At 67.2% G+C, this 24,557-nt stretch carries 22 protein-coding genes; 16 read left to right on the top strand and 6 right to left on the bottom strand.

Annotated features, from left to right (window positions below):
* The first annotated feature begins 15 nt into the window (after nucleotides 1–15).
* The 10 genes from OM513_RS14845 (at nucleotide 16) to OM513_RS14800 (ending at nucleotide 9,484) form a co-directional block, all read left to right on the top strand.
* A complete protein-coding gene (locus OM513_RS14845) occupies nucleotides 16–186 on the top strand; it encodes a hypothetical protein (RefSeq protein WP_264945306.1) in 171 nt (56 codons plus the stop codon).
* A gap of 118 nt (nucleotides 187–304) precedes the next feature.
* On the top strand, nucleotides 305–2,689 hold the full coding sequence (locus tag OM513_RS14840) for a heavy metal translocating P-type ATPase (RefSeq protein ID WP_264945328.1): 2,385 nt from the start codon (nucleotides 305–307) through the stop codon (nucleotides 2,687–2,689).
* Entirely contained in the window at nucleotides 2,686–3,921 is a 1,236-nt protein-coding gene (locus tag OM513_RS14835) for an MFS transporter (RefSeq protein WP_264945304.1), read from the top strand. Before OM513_RS14840 ends, OM513_RS14835 begins: the two co-directional genes overlap by 4 nt.
* 58 nt (nucleotides 3,922–3,979) lie before the next feature.
* Complete coding sequence (locus OM513_RS14830) at nucleotides 3,980–4,270, top strand: DUF2933 domain-containing protein (protein WP_264945303.1); 291 nt, start codon at nucleotides 3,980–3,982, stop codon at nucleotides 4,268–4,270.
* Between the two features lie 16 nt (nucleotides 4,271–4,286).
* Nucleotides 4,287–4,958: a methyltransferase family protein gene (locus OM513_RS14825; protein ID WP_264945326.1), complete on the top strand. Its 672-nt coding sequence runs from the start codon at nucleotides 4,287–4,289 to the stop codon at nucleotides 4,956–4,958.
* A gap of 33 nt (nucleotides 4,959–4,991) precedes the next feature.
* Nucleotides 4,992–5,504, top strand: a complete 513-nt coding sequence (locus OM513_RS14820) for a DUF1269 domain-containing protein (protein ID WP_264945301.1) — start codon at nucleotides 4,992–4,994, stop codon at nucleotides 5,502–5,504.
* Between the two features lie 89 nt (nucleotides 5,505–5,593).
* Complete coding sequence (gene ppk2 / locus OM513_RS14815) at nucleotides 5,594–6,364, top strand: polyphosphate kinase 2 (RefSeq protein WP_264945300.1); 771 nt, start codon at nucleotides 5,594–5,596, stop codon at nucleotides 6,362–6,364.
* 104 nt (nucleotides 6,365–6,468) lie between these two features.
* Nucleotides 6,469–7,713, top strand: a complete 1,245-nt coding sequence (locus tag OM513_RS14810) for an NRAMP family divalent metal transporter (protein ID WP_264945299.1) — start codon at nucleotides 6,469–6,471, stop codon at nucleotides 7,711–7,713.
* Between the two features lie 62 nt (nucleotides 7,714–7,775).
* On the top strand, nucleotides 7,776–8,528 hold the full coding sequence (locus OM513_RS14805; protein WP_264945298.1) for a DUF6629 family protein: 753 nt from the start codon (nucleotides 7,776–7,778) through the stop codon (nucleotides 8,526–8,528).
* Nucleotides 8,525–9,484, top strand: coding sequence for a 1-phosphofructokinase family hexose kinase (locus OM513_RS14800; protein ID WP_264945297.1), 960 nt, complete (start codon nucleotides 8,525–8,527; stop codon nucleotides 9,482–9,484). Before OM513_RS14805 ends, OM513_RS14800 begins: the two co-directional genes overlap by 4 nt.
* Before the next feature lie 98 nt (nucleotides 9,485–9,582).
* On the opposite strand, the gene OM513_RS14795 is transcribed toward OM513_RS14800, so the two are convergent.
* The 4 genes from OM513_RS14795 to OM513_RS14780 form a co-directional block, all read right to left on the bottom strand.
* Nucleotides 9,583–10,344, bottom strand: a complete 762-nt coding sequence (locus tag OM513_RS14795; protein WP_264945325.1) for an HAD-IIB family hydrolase — start codon at nucleotides 10,342–10,344, stop codon at nucleotides 9,583–9,585.
* 59 nt (nucleotides 10,345–10,403) lie between these two features.
* Nucleotides 10,404–11,057, bottom strand: coding sequence for an NAD(P)H-dependent oxidoreductase (locus tag OM513_RS14790; RefSeq protein ID WP_264945295.1), 654 nt, complete (start codon nucleotides 11,055–11,057; stop codon nucleotides 10,404–10,406).
* 13 nt (nucleotides 11,058–11,070) lie between these two features.
* Nucleotides 11,071–13,506 (bottom strand): phosphoenolpyruvate synthase, encoded by a 2,436-nt coding sequence (ppsA, locus tag OM513_RS14785; RefSeq protein WP_264945324.1) that lies wholly within the window; start codon nucleotides 13,504–13,506, stop codon nucleotides 11,071–11,073.
* Between the two features lie 91 nt (nucleotides 13,507–13,597).
* Nucleotides 13,598–13,972, bottom strand: a complete 375-nt coding sequence (locus OM513_RS14780) for a hypothetical protein (RefSeq protein ID WP_264945294.1) — start codon at nucleotides 13,970–13,972, stop codon at nucleotides 13,598–13,600.
* A 198-nt stretch (nucleotides 13,973–14,170) separates the two neighbouring features.
* Here OM513_RS14780 and OM513_RS14775 point away from each other — a divergent pair, with 198 nt between their 5' ends.
* Both OM513_RS14775 and OM513_RS14770 read left to right on the top strand, forming a co-directional pair.
* Complete coding sequence (locus OM513_RS14775; RefSeq protein ID WP_264945293.1) at nucleotides 14,171–14,806, top strand: RNA polymerase sigma factor; 636 nt, start codon at nucleotides 14,171–14,173, stop codon at nucleotides 14,804–14,806.
* A gap of 148 nt (nucleotides 14,807–14,954) precedes the next feature.
* Nucleotides 14,955–16,523, top strand: a complete 1,569-nt coding sequence (locus tag OM513_RS14770) for an ABC1 kinase family protein (protein ID WP_264945291.1) — start codon at nucleotides 14,955–14,957, stop codon at nucleotides 16,521–16,523.
* A gap of 74 nt (nucleotides 16,524–16,597) precedes the next feature.
* Here the strand turns inward: OM513_RS14770 and OM513_RS14765 are convergent, their stop codons facing one another.
* Nucleotides 16,598–17,842 carry an SAM-dependent methyltransferase gene (locus tag OM513_RS14765; RefSeq protein WP_264945290.1) on the bottom strand — a complete coding sequence of 415 codons (1,245 nt, stop codon included), beginning with the start codon at nucleotides 17,840–17,842 and terminating at the stop codon, nucleotides 16,598–16,600.
* Between the two features lie 269 nt (nucleotides 17,843–18,111).
* Between OM513_RS14765 and OM513_RS14760 the strand changes: the two genes are divergently transcribed.
* Both OM513_RS14760 and OM513_RS14755 read left to right on the top strand, forming a co-directional pair.
* The gene (locus tag OM513_RS14760) at nucleotides 18,112–19,395 is read left to right on the top strand and encodes a glycosyltransferase family 4 protein (protein WP_264945289.1); all 1,284 of its coding nucleotides are present in this window, start codon (nucleotides 18,112–18,114) and stop codon (nucleotides 19,393–19,395) included.
* A 21-nt stretch (nucleotides 19,396–19,416) separates the two neighbouring features.
* Nucleotides 19,417–20,715, top strand: coding sequence for a glycoside hydrolase family 130 protein (locus tag OM513_RS14755; protein ID WP_264945287.1), 1,299 nt, complete (start codon nucleotides 19,417–19,419; stop codon nucleotides 20,713–20,715).
* Nucleotides 20,716–20,835: 120 nt separating this feature from the next.
* Here OM513_RS14755 and OM513_RS14750 read toward each other — a convergent pair whose 3' ends face one another.
* Complete coding sequence (locus OM513_RS14750; RefSeq protein WP_264945323.1) at nucleotides 20,836–21,489, bottom strand: Bax inhibitor-1/YccA family protein; 654 nt, start codon at nucleotides 21,487–21,489, stop codon at nucleotides 20,836–20,838.
* A gap of 304 nt (nucleotides 21,490–21,793) precedes the next feature.
* Here OM513_RS14750 and OM513_RS14745 point away from each other — a divergent pair, with 304 nt between their 5' ends.
* Both OM513_RS14745 and OM513_RS14740 read left to right on the top strand, forming a co-directional pair.
* Nucleotides 21,794–23,485: a copper resistance system multicopper oxidase gene (locus OM513_RS14745; protein WP_264945286.1), complete on the top strand. Its 1,692-nt coding sequence runs from the start codon at nucleotides 21,794–21,796 to the stop codon at nucleotides 23,483–23,485.
* A complete protein-coding gene (locus OM513_RS14740; RefSeq protein ID WP_264945285.1) occupies nucleotides 23,482–24,501 on the top strand; it encodes a copper resistance protein B in 1,020 nt (339 codons plus the stop codon). Before OM513_RS14745 ends, OM513_RS14740 begins: the two co-directional genes overlap by 4 nt.
* Nucleotides 24,502–24,557: the final 56 nt, after the last annotated feature.

Genomic DNA, 24,557 nt, shown 5'->3' with positions numbered 1-24,557 from the left:
CGAAGGAGACAGGACATGGCGAGCCATACCGATCATAGCAGTCACCAGGGCGACGGCGGCCGCAAGTCGGGATGCTGCGGTGGCAAGGCGGACGCCGGCCGTCCGGGCGCGGGCCAGGCAAAGCAGCCGCGTCCGGAAGAAGCGCGGCCGGCATCGGGCGGCGGTTGCTGCGGATCGAAGCCCTGACCCGCGCAGGGGATCGTGCGACACGTGACGCGTGCCGCAGGAACGGATAGCATTTCGCTTCGCCGGTCGGGCCGCGCCAGGACCGACGCGCGAGATATCGGAGCTTGCCTTGCAGACTGTGACGCTTGAGGCGCGCGGCCTCTTCGAAGTGCTCGATCATCTCGCGATCGAGCGGCTGCTCTTGCAGAATCCGGGGGTCCTACGGGCCGAGGCCAATCCTGGTTCGGAAAGCGTGACCGTCGATTTCGACGCGGCGCGAACGGCTGAGGCCGATCTGCGCCGCACGATCGGCGATTGCGGCTTCCATTGCCGAGGACGCGTGCTTCCCGCGCATATTTGCGCGCCGGCGGCAGAAATGCCTTCGGGCGGGGAGCGTCACGAAGCCGCCCATGCGGGCGCGCATCACCCGCATGGGCACGGTTCCTCCGTCGAAGCGGGAGCCGTGCCCGCGCCGCATGCGATGGCGCACGACGCCATGGCGCATGAGATGGGGCATGGCGCCGGCATGGACATGGGCGAAATGGCGCGCGACATGCGCAATCGCTTCTTCGTCGCGCTCCTCTTCTCGCTGCCGATCTTCGCGCTCTCGCCGATGGGAATGGGCGAACCACTGCTCAAGCCGATGTTCGGCCTGAGCCTCAACACGACCCTGTTCCTGCTGGCGTCCGCCGCGATCCTTTATCCGGCCTGGCCGTTCGCGGTCGCCGCGGTCCGCGCGCTGCGCAACGGCGTGCTCAACATGGCCGTGCTGGTGCTGCTGAGCGTCGGCACCGGCTATCTGTTCAGCGTCGGCGCGACCTTCCTGTTCGACGGCCAGCAATTCTACGAGGCCTCGGCGGTCCTGCTGGTGTTCATCCTGCTCGGCCATTGGCTCGAGATGCGCGCGCGCGCCGGCGCGTCGGCGGCGATCCGGGCGCTGATGGACCTGGCACCGCCCAAGGCGACCGTGCTGCGCGAGGGCAAGGAGATCGAAGTGCCGACCGCCGAGGTGCGGCTCGGCGACGTGGTGCTGATCCGGCCGGGCGACAAGATTCCCGTGGACGGCGAGATCCTCGAAGGCACCTCGCAAGTCGACGAATCGATGCTGACCGGCGAGTCGATGCCAGTGTCCAAGCGCGCCGGCGACAATGTGATCGGGGCGACGATCAACCGCAGCGGCAGCTTCCGCTACCGCGCGACCAAGATCGGTGCCGACACCGCGCTCGCGCAGATCGTCAAGCTCGTGCAGGAGGCCCAGAATTCCAAGGCGCCCGCACAACTGCTCGCCGACCGCGCCTCGCAATGGCTGGTGCTGGCGGCGATCCTAATCGGGCTCGCGACCTTCGCGATCTGGTATTGGATCGTCGGCCAATCGCTCTTGTTCGCGCTCACGCTCACTATCACCGTGTTCGTGATCGCCTGCCCGGACGCGCTCGGGCTCGCCACGCCGATGGCAGTGATGGTGGGCACGGGGCTGGGCGCGATGCATGGCATATTGTTCAAGAACGCAGGCGCCTTGGAGGAGGCGACCAAGCTCGACGTGATCATCTTCGACAAGACCGGCACGCTGACCATGGGGCAGCCCAAGGTCGTCGAGTTGGTCGCCGCTCCGGACTATACCGAGGACGAGGTTTTGCGCGTCGCAGGTGCGATCGAGCGCAATTCGGAGCATCCGCTGGCGCTGGCCGTCCTCGAGCGCGCCGACGGCATCACGCTCCCGGCGGCAACCGGCTTCGCCAATCGCGAAGGCAGGGGCGCGAGCGCCGAGGTCGAGGGCGCGACCGTGGTGGTGGGCAACCGCCTCGCGATGGACGAGGAGAAGGTCGCGCTCGGCGCGCTCGAGGCGACTGCCGAGCGGCTCAAGGGCGCCGGCCGCACGGTCGTCCATGTCGCGCGCGGTGGCGAACTCCTCGGCCTGATCGCCATCGCCGACGCGCCCCGGCCGAGCGCCAGGGCCACCGTCGCGGCGCTCCGCGCGCGCGGGGTCAAGGTCGCGATGCTCACCGGCGACAATGAAGGTACCGCCAGGCGCATCGCCCAGGAACTCGGGGTCGAGATCGTGCTCGCCGACGTGCTGCCGGGCGACAAGGCCGGCAAGGTCAAGGAGCTCCAGGCGCAGGGCCAGCGCGTCGGGATGGTCGGCGACGGAGTCAATGACGCGCCCGCGCTGACCCAGGCCGATGTCGGCTTCGCGATCGGCGCCGGCACCGACGTCGCGATCGAAAGCGCGGACGTGGTGCTGATGCGGAGCGATCCGTATGACGTCGTGGGCGCGCTCGCGCTGTCGCGGGCGACGCTGCGCAAGATGCACCAGAATCTCTGGTGGGCGGTCGGCTACAACCTCATCGCCTTTCCGCTCGCGGCCGGCGTGCTTTACCCGATGCTGCTCAGCCCCGAGATCGCGGCGCTCGCGATGTCGGGCAGCTCGGCCTTGGTCGCGATCAACGCGCTGATGCTCAAGCGGACCAGGCTTGCGGGCATCGGTCGGGAGGCGGCGCAACGTCCGGCCGCGGCCGCCGTGTGAAGCCCGGATTGCCGGCCGGGGCATTCGCGGCGCTACTGCTCGCTGCGTTCTGCGTGTCGCTCGCTTACGGCATCGCGCTTCCCGTGCTGCCGTTCCTCCTCGAGCTGCGGCTTGGCGCGGGCCCGGACGTGGCCTGGCACACCGGCCTCCTTACCGGCACATACACGCTCGCCCTGTTCCTGTTCGCGCCTTTGTGGGGCCGTCTCTCGGACCGCCGCCAGCGGCGACGCAGCGTGATCCTGGCGGGCATGGCCGGGTTCACGCTCAGCCTGCTCCTGTTCGCCTTTGTCGACAGCCTGGTCGCGCTCTACCTTGGCCGGTTCCTGACCGGCGGATTCTCCGCGGCGGTCATCCCGGTATCGATGGCGCTGATCGGCGACTGGGCGCCGGACGAGAACTGGCGGGCGCGGCGCTTCGCCTGGCTGTCGATCGCGGGCGTGGGCGGGTTCCTGGTGGGTCCGATGATCGGCGGCCTTGTCGCCGGGATGTGGCGTGAGGGCATGCCACTTTCGGGCGCGCCCTTCCTCGTCTCCGCCGCGGCAGGCGCGGGCGGTACGCTCGCGCTCTGGCTGACGCTGCCTGGCCGCACGCCGCCCTCCAACGCGGCGGCAGGCGGCCCAATCGCCCATGAGAGCGCCCGGCTGGTCCCGCGACTGCTGGCGCTCTCGGGAATCGTCGCGGCCGGGATCGGCATCTTCGAAGTTGCGCTCGCACTGCGCGCACAACAGGCCCTCGGCCTCAGCCCCGGCGAAATCGGCCTGATGTTCACCGAGTGCAGCCTGGTGATGGTCATAGCCCAGGCCCTGGTGTTCAATCCCTGGTTCCCGGCGCGCGCCACGCGCTGGCTGCTGGCGCCGGCCTTTGCCGCGCTCGCGGGTGCGCTGGCGCTCGCGCCCTGGATGGAAACGCCGGGCAGGCTCTATGTCGCCGTCGGGCTGATCGCGGCAGGCGCCGGCATCCTGTCGCCGATCCTGGCGCTTTGGGTATCGCTCGCCGCAGGCAGGGCGCAGGGCGGCGCGCTCGGCCGCCAGACCGCTGCGGCGAGCCTCGGCCAGGCAATCGGATCCGCGCTGGGCGGGCTGTTGTTCGGAATAGGATCGTCGCTCCCTGGATTGCCGTTCCTCACCGCGGCGGCGGCCGCGCTCGTCGGGCTCGCACTCGCGCTGCGCCTTCCCGGCCGGCTCGCGCCGCTGGCGGTGCGCGAACCGGCCACAAACCGTCCGAAACGATAAACGCAGGGCCAGTGTAAGGAAGCCGGCGCTCGCGCGTCCTAGGCTGCGAAGGCACGTCATGCGCCTTCGATCGCAGGCAGCCGTGGAGGCGGACATGGACCATGACGCGCATCAAGGAACGGGCAATCGAAGCTGGCGCGCGCCGCTGGTCTTCCTCGGCTTCGCCGCGATCGCGGCCTATTTCCTGCTGTCCGAGCATCGGCTGCATGCGCTGAGCGCGCTGCCCTGGATCCTGATCCTGCTCGCTTGCCCGCTGATGCACTTCTTCATGCACGGGAGCCATGGCGGACATGGCGGCGGCGGCCGGTCGAACAGCGACGCCGCCGATTCCGGCACCCATCACCACTGAGCGGGAGGATCGAGCGATGCACAGCGACGCGCCGGCTTATGGCCTTTGGGGATTGGTGATCCTCAATTCGGCGATCTTCATTTTCTTCGCCTACAGCTTCTACAAGCCCGCCACCTCGCGCGACTGGCGCTCGTTCAGCGCTTTCAGTGCGTTCCTCGTGGCGCTGTTCGCCGAAATGTACGGCTTTCCGCTCACCATCTATCTCCTCTCGGGCTGGCTGCAGAGCCGTTTTCCCGGTGTCGACTGGTTCTCGCACGATGCCGGCCATTTGCTCGAGATGATGTTCGGGTGGCGCGTGAACCCGCATTTCGGGCCGTTCCACATCCTGAGCTTCGTGCTGATCGGAGCCGGCTTCTGGCTGATCTCGAGCGGATGGACCAAGCTCTATCGCGCCCAGCGCAGTCGCATGCTCGCGATCGACGGCATCTACGCCCGGATACGGCACCCGCAATATGACGGCTTCATCCTGGTCATGCTGGGCTTCCTGTTCCAGTGGCCGACGATCCTGACGCTCGCGATGTTTCCGGTGCTGGTGTTCATGTACGTCCGGCTCGCCCGCAGCGAGGAGCGCGAGGCGCTCGCGACATTCGGCGAGGACTATCGCGCCTATATGGAGCGCGTCCCCGGCTTCATTCCCCGCCTGCGGCCAGCGCCGCCGCACGATCCTGCCCGCCGCCGGTCGTTCTGAGCCCCAAAAAGCCTTCCCAATCGGAGAAACGTCATGAGTGAACTCGTCGTCATTGCCTTCGACAACGAAGAGAAGGCCGAGGAAATCCGCGATCGACTGGTGAACCTCCAGCGCTCGCACATCGTCGCGCTGGCCGACGCCGTCGTCGCCACCAAGCGGTCGAACGGCAGCATCCGGCTCAGCCAGCTCGTGAGCCCCGCCACGTCCGGCGCGATCAGCGGCGGCTTCTGGGGCCTCCTGATCGGCGCGCTGTTCCTGGCGCCGCATATCGGTCTGCTCGTCGGCGCCGCGAGCGGCGGCCTGGCCGGCGCGCTGACCGATGTCGGCGTCGACGACGATTTCATGCGCGAAGTGGCCGATGTGCTGCAGCCCGGCTCGGCGGCACTGTTCGTGCTCATCCAGAAGATGACCGAGGACAAGCTGCTCGACGAGCTCAAGGGAGTCGGCGGCAAGGTGCTGCGCACCTCGCTCGACCACACCAAGGAAGAGCAATTGCGCGAGGCGCTGGCCGGCGCGCTGCGCCAGGAGGCCGCCCAGCCGGCATAGAATTTCGACTTCCCTGCCCCCGGGGAAGGGGCCGGCGCCTCGCTCCCGCGCGAGGCGCCGGCTTCATCGAACCAAGAGCGAGGTAAGCAGTGGCAAAGAAGCGCAAGGAGGCCGACGGCTACGCGGACGCGTTGCATGAGCTGCAGATCGGGCTGAGCGCCCTGCAGCGGCGCATCATCGCCGATGGCACCAAGCTGCTGATCATCGTCGAAGGGCGCGACGCCGCGGGCAAGGACGGGATGATCAAGCGGATCGTCGAGCATCTGAGCCCGCGTGACACGCGCGTGGTAGCGCTCGGCCCCCCGTCAGATCGTGACCGGCGCGCCTGGTACTTCCAGCGCTGGAGCGGCCACCTCCCCGGTTCGGGCGAGATCGCGCTGTTCAATCGCAGCTGGTACAACCGTGCCGGCGTCGAGCGCGTCATGGGGTATTGCACCGATGCCGAATATGCGGAGTTCATGGCGACGGTGCCGATGTTCGAGCAGCTGCTCGCGCATTGCGGCGTCACCCTCGTCAAATATTATCTCGACATCTCGAAAGGAGAGCAGCGCCGTCGCCTCGCAGCGCGTGCGAAGAATCCGCTCAAGCAATGGAAGCTGAGCCCGATCGATCAGGAAGCCGGGAAGCGGTGGAAGGCGTATAGCGCGGCGCGCGACGCCATGCTGGCGCGCACGCACAGCGTGGCGGCACCCTGGATCGTCGTGCGCGCCGACGACAAGCGGCAAGCGCGTCTCGCGCTGATCCGCGACCTGCTTGTCCGGCTGGGCGAGCCGGAGCGCGACGACCAGCAGCTTCCGGACCCGGGCACCGTGTTCCTCTACGACGATGCCGCGCACGAGAAGGGCCTGATCGCGCGATGATCGGGCCCGGGCATGCGCCCGCGCCGGGCCCGCGCGACCAATTCGACGCCACGGCGGCTCCCGCGGACGTACCTCGCGCGCTCGCCATGCCCAGGCCTCACGGCATGGGCCTGTCGCGGCTGATCGGCGCCGGGCTGATCACCGGCGCGGCGGACGACGACCCGAGCGGCATCGTCACCTACAGCCAGGCGGGCGCCCAGTTCGGCTATCAGCTCAACTGGACGATGCTGGCCACCCTGCCGCTGCTTGCCGCGGTCCAGCAGATCGCCGCGCGGGTCGGACGCGTCACCGGGCGCGGCGTGGTCGCCAATCTGCGCGATCGGGTGCCGCGTTCGATCCTTCTCGCCATCGTCCTGCTTCTGGCGGTCGCCAATGCGATCAATCTCGGCGCCGACCTCGGCGCAATGGGCGAGGTCGCGGCGATGGTCGCGGGCGGTGCCCCGCACCCCTATGTGCTCGCCTTTGGCGCATTCTGCGCCATCGCGCAGATCTTCGTGAGCTACGGGCGCTATGTGCGCTTGCTGCGTTGGCTCACGCTCTCGCTCTTCGCCTATGTCGGCACGGCGCTCGCGGTCGCGATCCCCTGGGGCGAGGTGCTGAAGAGGACGGTGGTTCCCGCTTTCGGCACCACGCCCCAATATCTTCTGGCAGTGGTCGCGATCCTCGGCACGACCATCGCGCCCTACCTGATCTTCTGGCAGGCAGCCGAGGAAGTCGAGGATCTGGAGCTGGCGGGCGAGGCGCCCTTGATCGACGGTACCTGGCCGGCCAGCCTCGAGCTGCGGCGCATTCGCTTCGACACCTGGCTCGGGATCGGGTTCTCCAACATCGTCGGGCTGTTCATCATCATCGCGACGGCCGCCACGCTGCATGTCGCCGGCGTGACCGACATCGCATCTGCCGAGCAGGCCGCGCAGGCGCTGAGACCGATCGCCGGCGCGTTCGCGGCCGGCGCCTTCGCCGCGGGCATCATCGGCACCGGCTTGCTCGCGGTGCCGGTGCTCGCCGGATCCGCGGCCTATGCGGTGGGCGAAGCATTCGGCCGGCCGGTCGGGCTTGGACGCCGCCCCGGCGAGGCCCGGTCCTTCTACGCCATCATCGCCTTGTCGACGCTTATTGGCGTGGGGCTGCACTTCACCCCGATTCCGCCGATGCGTGCACTGTTCCTGAGCGCAGTGATCAACGGGGTCATCGTTATCCCCATTCTGGTGGCATTGCTGGTGATCGCGGCGGACAGGCGCGTGATGGGATCCTACCGGGTGGAAGGTGCGATGCTTTGGCTCGGCTGGATCACGGCCGCCGCGATGGCGGCCGCCGGCATCGCCGCCGCCCTCGTTGCGATCGCCTGAGCAGGCAATGGCGAAGCGGCGCTTCTGCACGCGCCGCTTCGTCAAACGAAAGGAGACGGATCATGTGCCTGTCGGCTGAAGTCAGCTTTGCCGCCGCGGCGATCCTCGTGCCGACGGGCGTCGTGAGCACGTACAAGGCGGCGCGAACCGATTGGCGCTATGTCCCCATATGCGCTCTACCCTTTCTGTTCGGCGTGCAGCAGCTGTTCGAGGGTCTCGTCTGGACGAGCGGCGAGGCCGGCGATCTCACCGCCATAAGCCGCTATTCCCTCGCGTACATGTTCTTCTCGTGGCTCGCCTGGCCGGTCTGGGTGCCGATGGCGGTCTGGTTTCTCGAGCCTGTACGGCGCAAGCCGCTCTATCTCGGATTTGTCATCCTCGGCGCCATCTTCGGCGGAGGCCAGTACCTGCCCTATGCGGTCCATCAGGAATGGCTCACCGTGACGTTCCTTCCACATGCGATTGCCTATGGCGGCATCGAGCTCTTCGATTTCCTTCTCGCGCGCGAATGGACCTACAGCATCTATGTCCTCGCCGTGGTCGTGCCGCTCCTGGTCGCGTCCAGGCCCGAGATTAGGGTGTTCGGCGTCCTGGTCGCCACTGTGCTTGCGATCACCTATCTGTTCTTCCGGTTCGCCTATGTCTCGGCTTTCTGTTTCGGCGGCGCGCTCGTGTCGATCTATCTCGTCGGCATGATCTTCTGGAAGGGGCGACGGTCCGCGCAAGGCCGAGAGCTCGAACGCGGCGAGGACGCGATCGCCTCCGATCCGGCCGGCTCGGCTACAGCACATGCTCCGGGAGATCTCCCCCGATGAAGCCGATTGTCACGCTGACGCCGAATCCGACGATCGACGGCGCCGCCTCGGCCGAGGTGATTCGACCGCTGCACAAGATCCGCACGAGCGACGAGCGCTATCATCCAGGCGGCGGCGGCATCAATGTCGCTCGGGTGATCCATGCTCTCGGCAAGCCGGCGCTTGCCGTTTATCCCGCGGGAGGGCCGACCGGCGCGATCCTCGACGAGCTTCTCGCCACGGCGCGGCTGGAGACGAGACGAATCGCGATCGCCGGCTACACCCGTATCGCGCATACGGTCTTCGAGCGCTCGAGCGGCCTCGAATATCGGTTCGTGCCCGAGGGCCCGCTGCTAAGCGCCGGCGAATGGGATCGTTGCATTGCCGCGCTCGCGCAAGTTGACTGGGAGTATATCGTGGCGAGCGGCAGCCTCGCTCGTGGACTGGAACCGGAGGCCTATCATCGCGTGATCGATGTCGCCCGCGCCAAAGGTGCCCGAGTGATCCTCGACACGTCGGGACCGGCTTTGCGCGCGGCATTGGAGCGAGGCGTCTATTTCGTGAAGCCGAGCCTTGGCGAGCTCGAGTCGCTGGTGGGTCATGCGTTGCCCGATGCGCACGCGCAGGCATCGGCAGCACGCGATCTCGTCGACAGGGGCTGCGCCCATATCGTCGCCGTGACGCTCGGGCGCGACGGCGCGATGATCGTCAGTGCGGAAGAAACATGGCATCTGGCCGCGCCGCCGGTCACGGCGCGCAGCGCGGTCGGGGCCGGCGACAGTTTTCTCGCCGCGGCGGTGGTCGCGCTGTCCGAGCGCCGGTCGCTTGCAGCCACGCTCGCGTACGGCGTCGCGGCGGGCGCAGCCGCGGTGTTGTCGCCTGGAAACGATCTCGCAAGTGCGGACGACGTCGAGCAGATCTATGCGGGGCTTCAATCCGCTGCCGGCGCCGGCGAGGCCAGTTCGAGCAGCGCTTAGGCCCGGTCCTGCGCGGTTCGCGCCGCGTGAGGACCAAGCGATGCTGATCGCTATCGTCAGTCGACCGCGAGCCGCGCGGCCATGGGTGGTTCGCCGATCTACCGAACCGAACCCCGTTCAGCGCTGGAACCGAGGATCGTCTCGATCACGCGCCGCGTGTCCCCGACGCCGCGCACGGCGATCGACGCAATCCCGGCGCGCTGGACAGGTGCATCGTTGCCGCCCGGATACAGCGCGTCGCCGACAAACAGGGCATCGGCGGCGGCGATGCCGACCAAGTCCAGGAGCTTCAGGATCCCATAGGCCTTGTCGATGCCCTGGCGAGTGATGTCGACCGACGTCGATCCGCCTATGCGAACCGCAAAGCCCGGCAGCATCGGCGCGAGCAGCGCTTGCAGCCGAGCCCGCTTGCGGCCGTCGGGATCCCAGATCGACTTGGCCTCCGGAGGAGCCTTCTGGCCGAGTCCAGAAAAGGTGATCTGGCTTCCGCGATCCTCGATTCGGTCGCCCCAAAGCCGCGGATCGGAAAACCCGGCCTCGTCCACCGCGTCATGCAACGCCCGGAGAATATGGACGCGCTCGCCCTGCGTGAAATCCTCGGCATAGACTTTGCGCCAATCTCCCTCGAAGCGATACAATTGTGTGCCCGAGGTCGGCATCAGATAGAGGCGCGTGCGGTCGGCGTCGCCGGGGAGCTCCTCCAGCATCTGATGCTCGAACTGCCCCCAGCCGCCCCCCGAGATAATGGCGACGCGGACAACCGCGAGCAGATCGCGCAACAGCCCGGCCATGACCGGATCCATCGGCTGCTTGCTTTCGGCCAGCGTCCCGTCGAGATCAAAGGCGACCAATGCGATCAGGATGCGCCCTCGTGTTCAGCATGGATAGCGCCAGGCGAACCGAATTGCGTCGGCATCTGCTATTCCAGCCGATGGGTGGGATAGCGGCGCCGGACACGGCTGCAGGTCTTGCGCGCCTGCTGGCGCACATCCTCCAGGTTTTCGTTGACGAAGCGCTCGGCGAGCCCCTCGACGATCGCGGAGAAGTGAAGATGCTCGTCACTTGCAAGCGCGAACGCATCGCGCAGATAATGATCGAAGACGTTGCGCAGCGAGAGCCACGCGCCCTTCTCCTCCAGCCATTGGCTTGTCGTTCCCGACGAGGTGATGCTCAGCAGCTGCTTGCCCGCGACAAGCGGCGTTCCCTCTCCGCCGCGGATCGCGCGATAGGTCATGCCGGATCCCAGCACCCGCTCGACATAGCCCTTGAGCATCGCCGGCGGCGTACCGAACCAGATCGGATAGACGAGCACGATGACGGCAGCGTCAGCGAGCAGGGCGAGCTCGGCCGCGACGTCCGGCGCGACCGAGAAGCCCGGCGCGCCGGGCCGCTCCGAAGCCTTCAGCACAGGGTCGAACTGCATGCGATAGAGGTCGCGGAACTCCGCCCGATGGCCGCACGCCTCGACCGCTTCGCAATAGGTGTTCGCGACCGCCATCGTGAAGCTGTGGGGCTCGGGATGGCAGGCGATCACGAGATGGCTGGGGTCGGCCGCCGCTGGACGCTCGCTCATTTCGGCCTTCCAGTCATGTGGTCGCAGTGGCGTCTTGCGCGGGCTCGCCCCCGGCCGGCTCGGTGAGCGATCGCTCGACATCGGCGATATGACGGATGGTCGCTATGAAGCTGTCCGGATTGAGCGAGATCGAGTCGATGCCCTCGCGCACGAGAAAGCCCGCGAATTCCGGGTAGTTGCTCGGCGCCTGACCGCATATGCCGACCTTGATGCCGGCCTTGTGCGCTTCCACGATTGCCTGATGGATGAGGCGGGTAACCGCCTCGCTGCGCTCGTCGAACAAGGGCGCGAGATCGCCGGAGTCGCGATCGACGCCGAGCGCGAGCTGGGTCAGGTCGTTGCTCCCGATCGAGAAGCCGTCGAAGCGTTGTGCGAATTGTTCGGCGAGAACGACATTGGAGGGGATCTCGCACATCATGTAGATTTGGAGGCCCGCGTCGCCGCGCGCGAGACCGTTTTCGGCCATCGCCTGCAGCACCTGGTCGGCTTCGGCGGGCGTGCGGCAGAACGGGACCATGACCACGACATTGTCGAACCCGATCTCTTCGCGGACGCGCTTGAGCGCGCGGCATTCGAGCGCGAAGCCCTCGCGGTAACGCGCATCATAATAGCGCGACGCGCCGCGGAACCCCAGCATCGGATTTTCCTCGCTCGGCTCGAAGGCCGTGCCTCCGAGCAAATGTGCATATTCGTTCGTCTTGAAGTCGCTGAGGCGAACGATCACCGGCTGCGGATGGTAGACGGCAGCGATCCTCGCGATGCCCAATGCAAGCGTCCTGACGAAGAAGTCGGCCGGATCGTCGAAGCCTGCAGTCAGCTTGCGGATCTCGCGAACGGCGGCGGCATCGTCGACTCGCTCCGGGTGGAGCAGCGCCATCGGATGCGCCTTGATCGCATTGCTGATGATGAATTCCATGCGCGCGAGGCCCACGCCCTTTGCGGGCAATCGCCACCAGTGGAGCGCCGCAGCCGGGTTCGCGAGATTGACCATCACGGCCGTGCGCGTCGCGGGGATGTCCGCGAAATCGATCTGTTCGGCCTCGAACGCGAGCGCGCCGTCATAGACGTTCCCCCGCTCGCCCTCGGCGCAGGACAAGGTGATGATCTGCCCGTCCCGGAGGCGCTCGGTGGCATTTCCGGTTCCCACGATCGCGGGCACGCCAAGCTCCCGGCTGACGATGGCGGCGTGGCTCGTCGAACCCCCATGATCGGTGACGATGCCGGCGGCGCGCTTCATCACGGGCACCCAGTCGGGATCGGTCATTTCTGTGACCAGGATCGCACCTTCGCGGAATCGGGCGATATCGGAGGGATTGCGGATGACGCAGGCCTCGCCGGCGACGATCGCCTCGCCGACGGCGGCGCCGCTCAGAATGGGGTCGGCGGCTTCCTTCAGCCGATAGGTCTTGATGGTGGCATCGCGCCGCGCGGACTGCACCGTTTCGGGCCGCGCCTGCACGATGAAGAGCTCGCCGGTTTCGCCGTCCTTCGCCCACTCCATGTCCATCGGCCGTCCGTAATGGGCTTCGATCAGGACGGCCCAGCGTGCGAGCTGAAGAACCTCGGACTCGGTGAGCACGAACGCGGCACGTTCGCGCCGGGTCGTGTCGCGCAGCGCGGTTCGCGCGCTGCCGCCATGGGCATAGACGAGCTTGCGCTCCTTCTCCCCCAGCGTCTGCTCGATGACGGGACAGGTGCCCGGGCGGTCGAGCAATGGCTTGAAAACCAGGTGCTTGTCCGGGTTGACGGTGCCTTGGACAACCGTCTCGCCGAGACCCCAGGCGGCGCTGATCACCACCGCCCGCGGAAACCCCGTTTCGGTGTCGATCGAGAACATCACCCCCGAGCCCGCAAGGTCTGACCGCACCATGCGCTGCACGCCGATCGAAAGCGCGACCTTCAGATGGTCGAACCCCTTGGTCTCGCGGTAGCTGATCGCGCGATCGGTGAAGAGCGATGCGAAGCAACGTCGGCATGCATCGAGCAGCTCGCGCTCGCCGCGCACGTTCAGGAAGCTCTCCTGCTGGCCCGCGAAGCTCGCGTCGGGCAAGTCCTCGGCAGTGGCGCTGGAACGGACCGCCACGCCGAGCGCGCGGACGCCCGCAGCGCGGGACAGGTCACGATAGGCCTCCAGGATCGCGTCCGCCATGTCCGGCGGGAACTCGCCATCGAGGAACAGGCCCCTGATCTCCGCCCCGGCTTCCTGGAGCGTGGCCTTCCCGGCCGAGAAGGCGGCAAGCGAGGCGCGCAGCCGCGGCTTTATCGCATTATGCTCGATATAGACGCGGTACGCGGCGGCGGTGGTGGCGAACCCGTCGGGCACCGCGAGCCCGGCACCGCGCAAGGTCCGCACCATGATCGACAGCGAGGCGTTCTTGCCGCCGACGAGAGCGACCTCGCCGGCCTCGGTGGCCTCGAAGCCCAGAACATAGGCTGTTTGCTCGCGCATTTTTCCTGCTCCTGCAAGGATCGATGCCTGGATGACGTTCTGCGCGTCACCGCGGCGCCGTCGCGCACGCGGTGACGGCGCCGCGGCGGGCTCAGGAACGCTGAAGCTCGACCAGGTCGTTCTTGCGGATCGCGCCCGAAACGATGGTGGCCCGCGCGAAATGGTCATCGATGATCGCGTCGATCCGCACGCTGCCGACGCGATTGCGCTGGAAGGTGGGCGGGCCCTTCGGACCATGCGGGTGCTCGGTCACGCGCAGCACGACGAGTTCCTGGCCTGGCTGGGCGCCGTCGGCCCGGCCGATGCAGACGATGACCTGCGTGCCATCGGCATGAACGACGCTGCCGCGCATGAAGAAGGTGTGACCGATGCCGGGAGAATGCGGCCGCGGCGTCTCCTGGGCGAACGTCGCGGCGGGGACGGTGGCGAGCAGCGCCGCCGATACGAGCATGGGCTTGAACTTCATCGGGACCTCCAGAGCCGGATGCGAGAATCCCGCGGGAAACATATCCGGCGACGTGTCCCGCGCCCGACCGAATTCGAACCATTGGACGGGCAAGCGTTAGGACGGCGCGCCGCGGGGAAGATTACACCCGGCGCCGAATCGCCCGGGGCTGTAATCGGACAACGGTCACGGCGTCCTTTACGGCTGAGGACGACGAGCATGACCGACGAAGCAGAACCAGGCGAAGCGGACAGCACCGGGCCATCGCCGATGGATGCCGCGGTGCGTCGTGCCCTGGTCGAGAGCCATCGCGACCTGCTGCGATTCCTGACTCGCCGCCTCGGCAGGAAGGACGAAGCCGAAGAGGTTCTCCAGCGCTTCATGCTGAAGGCGCTCGAGCGTTCCAACGACCTGCGCGACGTCCGCACGGTTCGAGGCTGGCTAGGGCGAGTGCTCGCCACCACGATCGTCGATCATCAGCGCGCTGCCGCGACGCGGCGCAAGCGCGAGCAGGCCGTCGATCCCGACACGCTGGCCAATCTGCCGGACGCCTTGATCGAAGCGGACGCGGAGATCGACGAGGCAGTCTGTCAATGCCTCTACAAGCTGCTGCCGACCCTCAAGCCCGAATATAGCGAGGTGCTATGGCGCGCCGATCTGCTCGGCGAGCCGCGTGAGCGCGTGGCGGTCAGCCTCGGCACGACGGTCAACAATGTCACGGTCAGGCTGCACCGCGCCCGCCGTGCCCTCAAGATCCGCCTCGAGCAGATGTGCCACATGTGCGTGGCGCACGGGTTCCTCGATTGCCAATGCGAGGACGCCGAGCGCCTGCGCAAGCTCAGGGATGCTCCCTGAGGCGTCGCGCGCCCGTGCGGGCGAACCGCGCCCCCGTGTGCGCCATGCGTCTTCACCGGAGCGCTCGCGGCCATTCGGCCACCCATCCTGGCCTCAACGAAAATCGGGAGCCACGCCAATGTTAGGCTTGCGTGCATTGCGTGTCGGCGTGGCGGCGAGCGACCTGCTGACTCTCTTCCTCCTGGAACGCGTGCGCCGCGTTCCTCTCGAGCGCTCCGCAATGCCTTCACGCCTGCGGCGCACGCTTGAACGCCTGGGGCCCACCTTCGTCAAGGCCGGGCAGGCGCTCAGCCTCAGACAGGATATCGTCCCGCAAGCCTATCTGGTCGAGCTCGAGAAGCTCCAGGCGGATGTCGCGCCATTTCCTGCGGAAGAAGCGAGGCGCGAGATCGCCAGGGCGTTTGACGCATCGGTGGAGGAACTCTTCGCGACCTTCGAGGATCTGCCGATGGCAGCGGCTTCGATCGCGCAGGTGCATGCCGCCACCATGGCCGATGGACGCAGGGTGATCGTCAAGGTCCGGCGACCCGGCATCAAGCGGCGGATCGACCGCGACATGCGCTCGCTGATGCGCGTGCTCAGGCTTTGCGAGGCCTTGTCATCGCGGCTCGCGCGGCTGCAGCCGGCCTCGCTCGCGAAGGAGATCTGGAACAATCTTCGCCGCGAGACCGACTTCCGCCTCGAAGCGCGCGCGATGCGGCAGTTCGCGACGGCGTTCAAGGACGATCCGGCAATCGAAGCGCCGGCTCCGATCGATGCGCTCATTGCAGAACGTGTTCTTGTGCAGGAGCGCAAGCAAGGGCATCTCCTGGGCGATCCGTGCAGTCCCACGGAGGCACGAAAGCTCGCCGATCTGCTGATCGGCGCATATCTGCGTCAGATCTTCGTGCTCGGCTTCTTCCACGGCGATCCGCACCCGGGCAACCTGTTCTTCACGCACCGCGGCGCGATCTGCTTTCACGATTTCGGTCTCGTGGCGCGCCTGGACCAGGGCATTCGCCGCGACCTCGCCATGTTCCTTCAGGCTTTCGCGCACCAGGACGCTGTCTGGATGCTGGATTCGGCCATCGCTCTCGGCTTGCTTGCCCCGGGCGATCGCCGTGGCCCCTTTGTCGCCGGCATCGAGGAGATTCTTGCGGATTATGCCGCCTTGCCGATCGGCCAGTGGTCGATTGCAGATATCCTGCTGCGTGTTTCGCGTCTGGGAGCGCCGGGTTCGGTCAGGATTCCCTATGGCTTGCTCGTCCTGATGCGAGCGGCGTTTCTGCTCGAAAGCGCGCTGCGCAGGCTCGATCCCGAAATGAAGCTCGCCGAGACATTGGCGTCGCGAGGACAGTCCACGATCGCAGCGATGCTGCGCGACGGTGCGAGGGGCGGGCTCGAGCGACTGCGCTCCGAGATTGGCGTCGCCGCGCAGATGCTGCCGGCCGCGGTCGCTTCGACCGTTTCGCGGGACCGGCAAGCGGGGCTGAAGATACGCGTGCCGATTGAATTGCCGGAGGTGGCGAAGCTGCGCACCGCGATCGAGCACACGGGCAACAGGCTGGCGATGGCGATCGTGATCCTGGGCCTGTTCGTTGGCTCCTCGCTTCTGATGCAGCATAGCATCGGCCCGAGGCTGTTCGGCGTGCCCGTCCTCGCGCTGGCGGGCTATCTGCTGGGCATCTGGTTCGCCTTGCGCCTGGCCCGCGCGATCGGGCGTTCGGGGCAGCTATAGCCGCTCGTTGCGCGCCCGGGCACCGCACGGTGCCCGGGCGCCTCGTCGGCCGTTCGTATCGATCCCGCGCCTCGCTAACGCGCTTGTACCGCCAGCTGCACCCTGGGCGCCTGGGAGGGATCGCGCCGTTCCTCCTCGAACATATAATCGCGCGTGCGCGGTGCGGCATCGCGTTCGCGTGCGAGCTGGAGCTGGAAGACCATGAGGTCGCCCTGACGGAACGACATCTCGCAGGCGGCGAGATAGAATTCCCACATCCTGCAGAAGCGCTCGTCGTAGAGCCGCCGCACGCGGTCGCGATTTTGCTGAAATCGGTCGTACCAGTGCAGCAGCGTGTCCGCATAATGGAGCCGCAGGATCTCCACGTCGGTAACCCACAGGCCGGACCGCTCCACCGCCGCCGTGACCTCCGACAAGGCGGGGATGTATCCCCCCGGGAAGATGTATTTCGATATCCAGGGATCGTCGCCCCCCGGCGGCGTCCGACGTCCGATCGAATGCACGACGGCGACGCCGCCAGGCGCCAGCGTCCGATTGATCATCGAGAAGAAGGTGTCGTAATGCGGGGGACCGACATGCTCGAACATCCCGACCGAAACGATCCGGTCGAAGCGCTCGTCGATATCGCGATAGTCGAGCATGTCGAACCGGACGCGGTGGGCAAGCCTTGCCTGCTCGGCGCGTGCGGACGCCACCTCGAGCTGCTCGCGCGACAAGGTGACGCCGAGCGCGGAGACGCCATGGTCCCGCGCGAGCTGGAGGGCGAGGCCGCCCCAGCCGCATCCGATGTCCAGGACGCGTTGCCCGGGTTCCAGCAGCAGCTTTGCGGCGAGATGGCGCTTCTTTGCCGCCTGGGCCTCTTCGAGCGTCTCGTTTCCGCGGGCGAAATAGCCGCAGGAATATTGGCGGTCCGCATCGAGGAACAGCTCGTAGAGCGCGCCAGAAAGATCATAATGATGCGCGACATTGGCGCGCGACCGCGTCCTGTGGTTCCTGCCCACGCGAAACGGCTTCATGGTCGCGAGTCTGGCCTTCACCGCCATCAGGGGATGATCGTCCAGCGCCTGCAGGTTCGAGGTCACGATCCGGAGGAGATCCCGGATCGTGCCGCTCTCGATGGTGAGCCGGCCTTCCATATAGGCCTCTCCGAGAGCGAGCGTGGGCGATACGGCCAGCTTCAGCGGAAGCGCCTTGTCGTGGAAGCGCAAGGTCACGTGATCGCTCGCATCTTCGCCGCCGAACTGGTGCGCACGGCCCGTGGTGTCGATGATGGTGAGGCGACCTTCATGGACGAGCTTGTGCAGGAGGCCGGAAATCATGGGCAGTTTCCGGCGCGGACGCGAAGTGTTTGCCTGGCGCATTCGTTTGCTCCCTGTTGACGAATGTGCCTAAGGGACGTGCTCGACCGCCCGCGCTTACAGTCGCGGTGCGGAGCGGCCCGGGAATTGGCTTTCCGCGCATCCCGGGCGGAGCGGGTGACCGCCGGGTGCGGGACGCGTGCTTTTCGATGTAAGATTCCGCGACGCGCCACGTCTGAAGACCTGAAGCCACGTTGCACCGCAGCGGCGTGGAGCCGATGGGGGTTCGCATGGATGTCGTGTTTGATTTTCCCTCGAAAGGAACCGCGCCGCTCGCCATCGTGGGCAATTACCCACCGCGGCGCTGCGGGATCGCGACCTTCACCCAGGATCTGCATCGGGCGCTGCAATTGGCGGCGCCGGATCGCGCTTGCCTTGCGGTGGCCGTGAGCGATGCGCATGGCCCCTATCCATATCCGGCAGAGGTTTCGATCGAGATCGATCAGGACGACATCTCTTCCTATGCAGCCGCTGCCGAACGGCTGAACAGGGCAGGGATCGCCGCGGTCAGCCTGCAGCATGAGTTCGGCATCTATGGCGGCCCGGCGGGGAGCCATGTTCTTCCCTTTCTCGACCGTCTGCGCGCGTCGGTTGTGACAACGCTTCACACCGTTCTCACCCATCCTGATCCCGAGCAGCGACGCGTCATGGAGCGCCTGATCGCGCGCTCGGCGCGCCTCGTGGTCATGGCCGGCAAGGGTCGGGAAATCCTCCTCGACACGTACGGTGTGGCGGCCGACAAGATCGCCGTCGTGCCGCACGGCATCCCCGATCGACCGCTGGTGTCGAGCGAGCGAGCCAAGGCGCGGTTCGATGCGGCAGGCCGCCAGGTCCTGCTTACCTTCGGCCTGCTCTCGCCCAACAAGGGCATCGAGATCGTGATCGAGGCGCTGCCGGCGATCGTGCGAACGGAGCCGGACGTGCTTTACCTGGTGGTCGGCGCGACGCATCCGAATCTGCAGCGCCATGAGGGTGAGCGCTACCGCGAGAGCCTGCGTGAACGCGCGGCGGCGCTCGGCGTCGAGCGCAATATCCGCTTCATCGACGGGTTTCTCGACCTGCCCGAACTGCTGGCGCACATCGCCGCCGCCGACATCTACGTGACTCCCTATCTCAACGAGGCGCAGATCACTTCGGGGACGCTCGCCTATGCCGTGGGCCTGGGCAAGGCAGTCGTGTCGACACCCTATTGGTACGCTCGCGAGCTGCTGGCGGAAGGTCGCGGCGTTCTCGTTCCTTTCGCCGATATCGGCGCCATGGGCGACGCGATCAGCAGCCTGCTCGCAAGGCCAATGTTGCGGGACCGGCTGCAGGAGCGGTCGGCGGCGTTGGGCGCGACGATGGCCTGGCCGGTGGTCGGCCGTCGTCACCTTGGGCTCCTGGACCACGCGCGAAATCCGGTGCCCGCCGTCGCGCGTGCTCAGCTCCAGCCCGAGGCACCGCGTCGATATGGTACGACACGGCGCGATGGTCGCAGCGACGGCGTGGTCGTCGCGGGCGCCGCTGTCGGCTAGGCAGTCAGCAATCGCCCGCCCATGTCCTCTCCCGCCTTCGTTACGCGGCTTTCGCTCCAGCTCCATCCCGATCCGGCGCGGGTCGTCATTCGGCCCTATGTGCCGGCGGACGACCCGCCGGAGTTCTCGACGCAGCCGCATTCGCGCGCGCAGCGCATCGCCGACCGCGTCCTGACCCTGGAAGGAGCGGCGCTGGAGGATGAGTTCACCCGGCTCATGGCGGAGTTCGCCACCAGGCATCAAAATGCCGCCTGCGCCTTCTTGCGACGCTTTCACGAAGTCGAGGGTCAGCTGATCCAGGCGGCCGGCGCGAGCCACGAGCAGTCGCTGCTGATCGGCGCCTATTTCTGCCACGAATATTCCTACGAGGCCGCGGCGCTGTTCAATCCGAGCATCGTGCCGCATCCCGATCAATCCGGCCTGCCGCCGGACACGATCCGCTTCGTCATGTCGCTGCGGGGTGTCGGCGAAGGCCATGTCTCGTCGATCGCGTTCCGGACGGGAACCTGCGGCCCGGGCGGCGCGCCCATCGTCGATCCACCGGTCGCGCGCTCGATCGTGCCGCGCGTCGAGTTCCTCGACGGGCAATCACCCGACGCCGGCGTGCGAATCCTGTGCGACGGGACGCACCCGCTCTCCGAGTGCGTGATCGTTCCCTCGACGCCCAGCCAGCGTCACGGCATCGAAGACCTGCGGCTGGTCCGGTTCGTGGATGACGACGGCAGCAGCACCTATCTCGGCACCTATACTGCCTATAGCGGACAGGCGATCCGGCAGGAGGTGCTCCGCACCGTCGACTTCCGCGATTTCGAGCTGCGGCCTCTCACGGGGAGTGCAGCGTCGGGGAAGGGGATGGCGCTGTTCCCGCGCCGCGTCGGCGGCCGGTATGCGATGCTTTCCCGGCACGATCACGAGAATTTGTGGTTTCTGACCTCGGATAGCCTGCACCAATGGAGCGGGGGCGTTCGGGCCGTCGCGCCCCGCTGGCCATGGGAATTCGTGCAGGTCGGCAATTGCGGCTCACCGATCGAGATCGAGGAGGGATGGCTCGTGGTCACCCATGGCGTGGGTGTGATGCGCAACTACGGGATCGGCGCCTGCCTGCTCGATCGCGACGACCCATCCAAGCTGCTGGCGCGAATGAGCCGGCCGCTCGTCCGGGCCGATGGCGGCGAGCGCGAGGGCTATGTGCCCAACGTGACCTATAGTTGCGGAGCGATGGTCCACGGGCGCGTGCTGGTCCTGCCCTATGCGATCGCGGACAGCTTCACGACATTTGCGACGGTTCCGCTCGACGCGCTGCTCGCCGAAATGAGCTGACGCGCAAGCGCCGGCTCCTCGGCGCCAGCCGCCCTTCCCTGACTTCCCCGCGCTTCGGGGCGCAACCGGAATTGCGCCCCGCGGCGCCGAGCCTGTGCCGGCGCCGTTCCGCCGGACGGCCTATTGGCGCCGATCGCCGAACAGCCGTAGCAGGAAGAGGAACAGGTTGATGAAGTCGAGGTAGAGCGTGAGCGCGCCCAGAACCTCGGCCTTGCCGCGGAACCCGCTGTCGCGAACCTCGAAGTAGAGGTTCTTGATCCGCTGGGTGTCGTAGGCGGTGAGCCCCGCGAAGAGCAGCACGCCGACCACGCTGACGACGAGGTCCATCGCCGAGGAGCGAAGGAACATGTTCACCACCATCGCGACGAGCAGCCCGAACACGCCCATGACCAGAAAGGTGCCGAAGCCGGAAAGGTCCTTCCTGGTGAGATAGCCCCAGAGGCTGAGGCCGGCGAAGGCCGCGGCGGAGATGAAGAAGGTCTGCGCGACGCTGACGCCAGTATAGGCGAGCAGGACGGTTGAAAGCGAGATGCCCATCAGGGCGGCATAGGCCCAGAAGATCGCCCGGGCGGCACCCGTGGAGAGCCGGTTCAGCCCGAAGCTGAAGACCAGGACCAACGCTAACGGCGCGAACACCGCAACCCAGCCGAGCCCGGTCGGCGCGCCGGTGGGCAGGAAGAACAGCGACCTCGCGGCCTCATTGCCCGCGACCAGAAACGCGACGACGCCGGACAGCAGCACGCCGCTGACCATGTAATTGTAGACGGAAAGCATATGCGACCGCAGCCCGGCATCGACGAGGCCGGCGTCGGCTTCGCTGCGCTGGGCGGACGGCACCGCCGTGTTGAGCGGATCTGCCATATCGAATCCTCCTGAATGGTTGCCGAGCGCCCGAATCGATGTGGCCTCGGCAATTGCTCAAGACGCGCGCGGGGCGAGGGCATTACAGCTGCGGGTTCGTCTACGTAATTTCCCCGGCGCGCATCGCCGCGCGTAATTCTCGAGCGCGGGCAACGTCTGATGGGTCAAGGGCCGGCACGCGGCCGCGGCGAACCAACGACAAGGACGATCTTCACCGATGCACCAGGCTCTCCTTGGGCGCCCCGCACTCAACCGGCGCCGCTTCGTTCAAGGCCTGTCCACCGCGGCCGCGCTCGCCGCGATCGGTGCCCGGGCGGAGGCTGGCCGGGCTTCAGTCGCGCCCGGGCGGATGCCGGAGCTCGGCGGGACGGAGTTCGACCTCGTGATCGACGCATTGCCGGTGAACTACGCGGGGAAGCGGCGCATGGCGACTGCGGTCAACGGGAGCGTGCCCGGTCCGCTTCTGCGCATGCGCGAGGGCGATACGGTGACGCTGCGCGTGATGAACCGGCTTCAGGAGATGACCAGCATCCACTGGCACGGCCTGGAGGTGCCGGCCGACATGGACGGCGTGCCGGGAATCAGCTTCGGCGGTATCGCCCCGGGCGAGACCTTCACGTACCGCTTCACCCTCCGCCAGACCGGCACATACTGGTATCATGCGCACACGCTTGCCGAGCAGACCGGACTGTTCGGGGCGATGATCGTCGAACCCCGGGTCCCCGAGCCGGCGTCGGTCGACCGCGATTATGTGGTCATGCTGAGCGACTGGACCGACGAACCCCCGCTCCAGGTCTATCTCAATCTCAAGAAGATGAGCGGCTACTATAATTTCGGTCAGCCGACCGTCGGCGACTTCTTCAGGGACGTCGGGCAGCTGGGGCTGTCGAGCGCGATCGCGAAGCGCCGGATGTGGAACGCCGCGCGTATGAATCCGACCGATTACAGCGATGTATCGGGCACGACCTACACCTATCTGATGAACGGTACCGCTCCGGCGGGCAATTGGACGGCGATCGCCCGGGCGGGCGAGCGCGTCCGGCTGCGGTTCATCGGCGCGGGCACCGCGACGATCTTCGACGTGCGGATCCCGGGGCTCAAGCTGACCGTGATCTCGACCGACGGCCAGCCCGTCGAGCCGGTCGAAGTCGACGAGTTCCGGATCGCGCCGGGCGAGACCTATGACGTCCTCGTCACCATGCCCGAGGATCGCGCGTACACGATCTTCGCCCAGTCGATGGACCGGACCGGCTATGCCCGAGGGACGCTCGCGCCCGCGGCCGGTATGAGCGCGCAGGTTCCCCGCCCCGACCGCCGCGTGTGGCTCGATCCTGTCGACATGATGGGCGCGATGGCGAGCATGTCGGGCGACATGTCCGACATGGCGCCCCCGGCGCGCCATGCCCGGACCGAATATGGGCCGACGACCGACATGCGCGTCGACTATCCGCGCACCAATCTCGACGATCCGGGCGCGGGGCTGCGCGACAATGGCAGGCGCGTGCTGGCCTATGCCGATCTGAGGAGGCCGGGTGGCGCGCCGGATCCGCGCGTTCCCGCTCGCGAGATCGAGCTGCACCTGACGGGCAACATGGAGCGCTTCATCTGGTCGATCGACGGGGTGAAGCTGAACGATTCCAGGCCGATCCATTTCCGCAAGGACGAACGGCTCCGGATCATCTTCGTCAACGACACGATGATGGCGCATCCGATGCATCTGCACGGAATGTGGAGCGATCTCGAGGACCCTGGGGGAGGGTTTCTGGTGCGCAAGCACACGGTGCTGGTGCAGCCGGCGCAGCGCGTGAGCTTCGCCGTCAACGCCGATGCCCCCGGCCGCTGGGCGTTCCATTGCCATCTTCTCTATCACATGGCGGCGGGCATGTTCCGCGAGGTGGTGGTTGCATGAGCACGCTTTTTCCTCGTCGCCACACGCTTCGCACCTCGGGTGCCGCACTGCTGCTGGGCATGGCGCCGCTGGGCGCGATCCCCGCCCATGCGCAGCACCAGCACGAACCGGCGCCCCAGGAGAGCCCCTCTCCATCGCCTGCCGATCCCTCGTCTCCCGGTGCGCCGCCGATGGAAGGCATGGACCGTGGCGCACACCCCGCTGCCGCCGGCCCATCGCCCGACCAGTCGATGGCCGGCATGGACATGAGCGGCCAATCCGGGGGAGCGACGATGCGCATGGGCGCGATGCAGGGCGGAAGAGCGCCTGCGGACGCGCGCGACCCCAATGCACATGCCGACGGCTATGAGAATTCGACGCTTCCCGGCTTCGAAAGGGCCGATCAGATCAGTGTCGGCAAGGTGCTGATCGACGAGCTCGAGTTCGTGCGCAGCCAGGGCCAAAACGGCATCGCCTGGTCGGCGCAGATCACCCAGGGCGGCGACAGCGACAAGCTCTGGATTCGAAGCCAGGGCGTCAAGCTGGCCCATGAGCCCGTCGACTCGGACACGAGCGTGGAAGCCTTCTGGTGGCACGCGACCGGACCCTTTTGGGGCCGTATGCTCGGGGTGCGCCAGGATGTAGGGCCAGGCGCGCACAGCTGGCTTGCCGCCGGCATCGAGGGGCTGGCGCCTTATTGGTTCGACATCGAGCTTACCGGCTATCTCGGAGACGACGGTCGCGTCGCTGCGCGGGCAAAGGCGTCCTTCGATCTTCGGCTCACGAACCGGTTGATCCTGACGCCGCAGGCCGAGGTGAATGCGTACAGCACCAGCAATGTCGAGCGCTCGCTCGGCAGTGGCTTCACCAGTGCCGAGCTGGGAGTGCGCCTGCGCTACGAGGTGGCGCGCAAGGTCGCTCCCTATATCGGCTATGTGTGGGAGCCTTCCTTCGGCAGCACCGCGGATCTGCGGCGCGCGCGGGGGGAGCGGGTATCGGAAGGGCGCTTCGTCGCGGGCCTGCGGCTCTGGTGGTGAGCCGCGCACCGCAGGCCAGGGACGCGCCGCTGTAAGCTTCGGGCGGCTGGCGCGTC

The organism is Sphingomonas canadensis (genome assembly GCF_026013525.1).
Taxonomy (GTDB): domain Bacteria; phylum Pseudomonadota; class Alphaproteobacteria; order Sphingomonadales; family Sphingomonadaceae; genus Sphingomonas; species Sphingomonas canadensis.
This window is presented reverse-complemented; position numbering and strand designations above follow the sequence as displayed.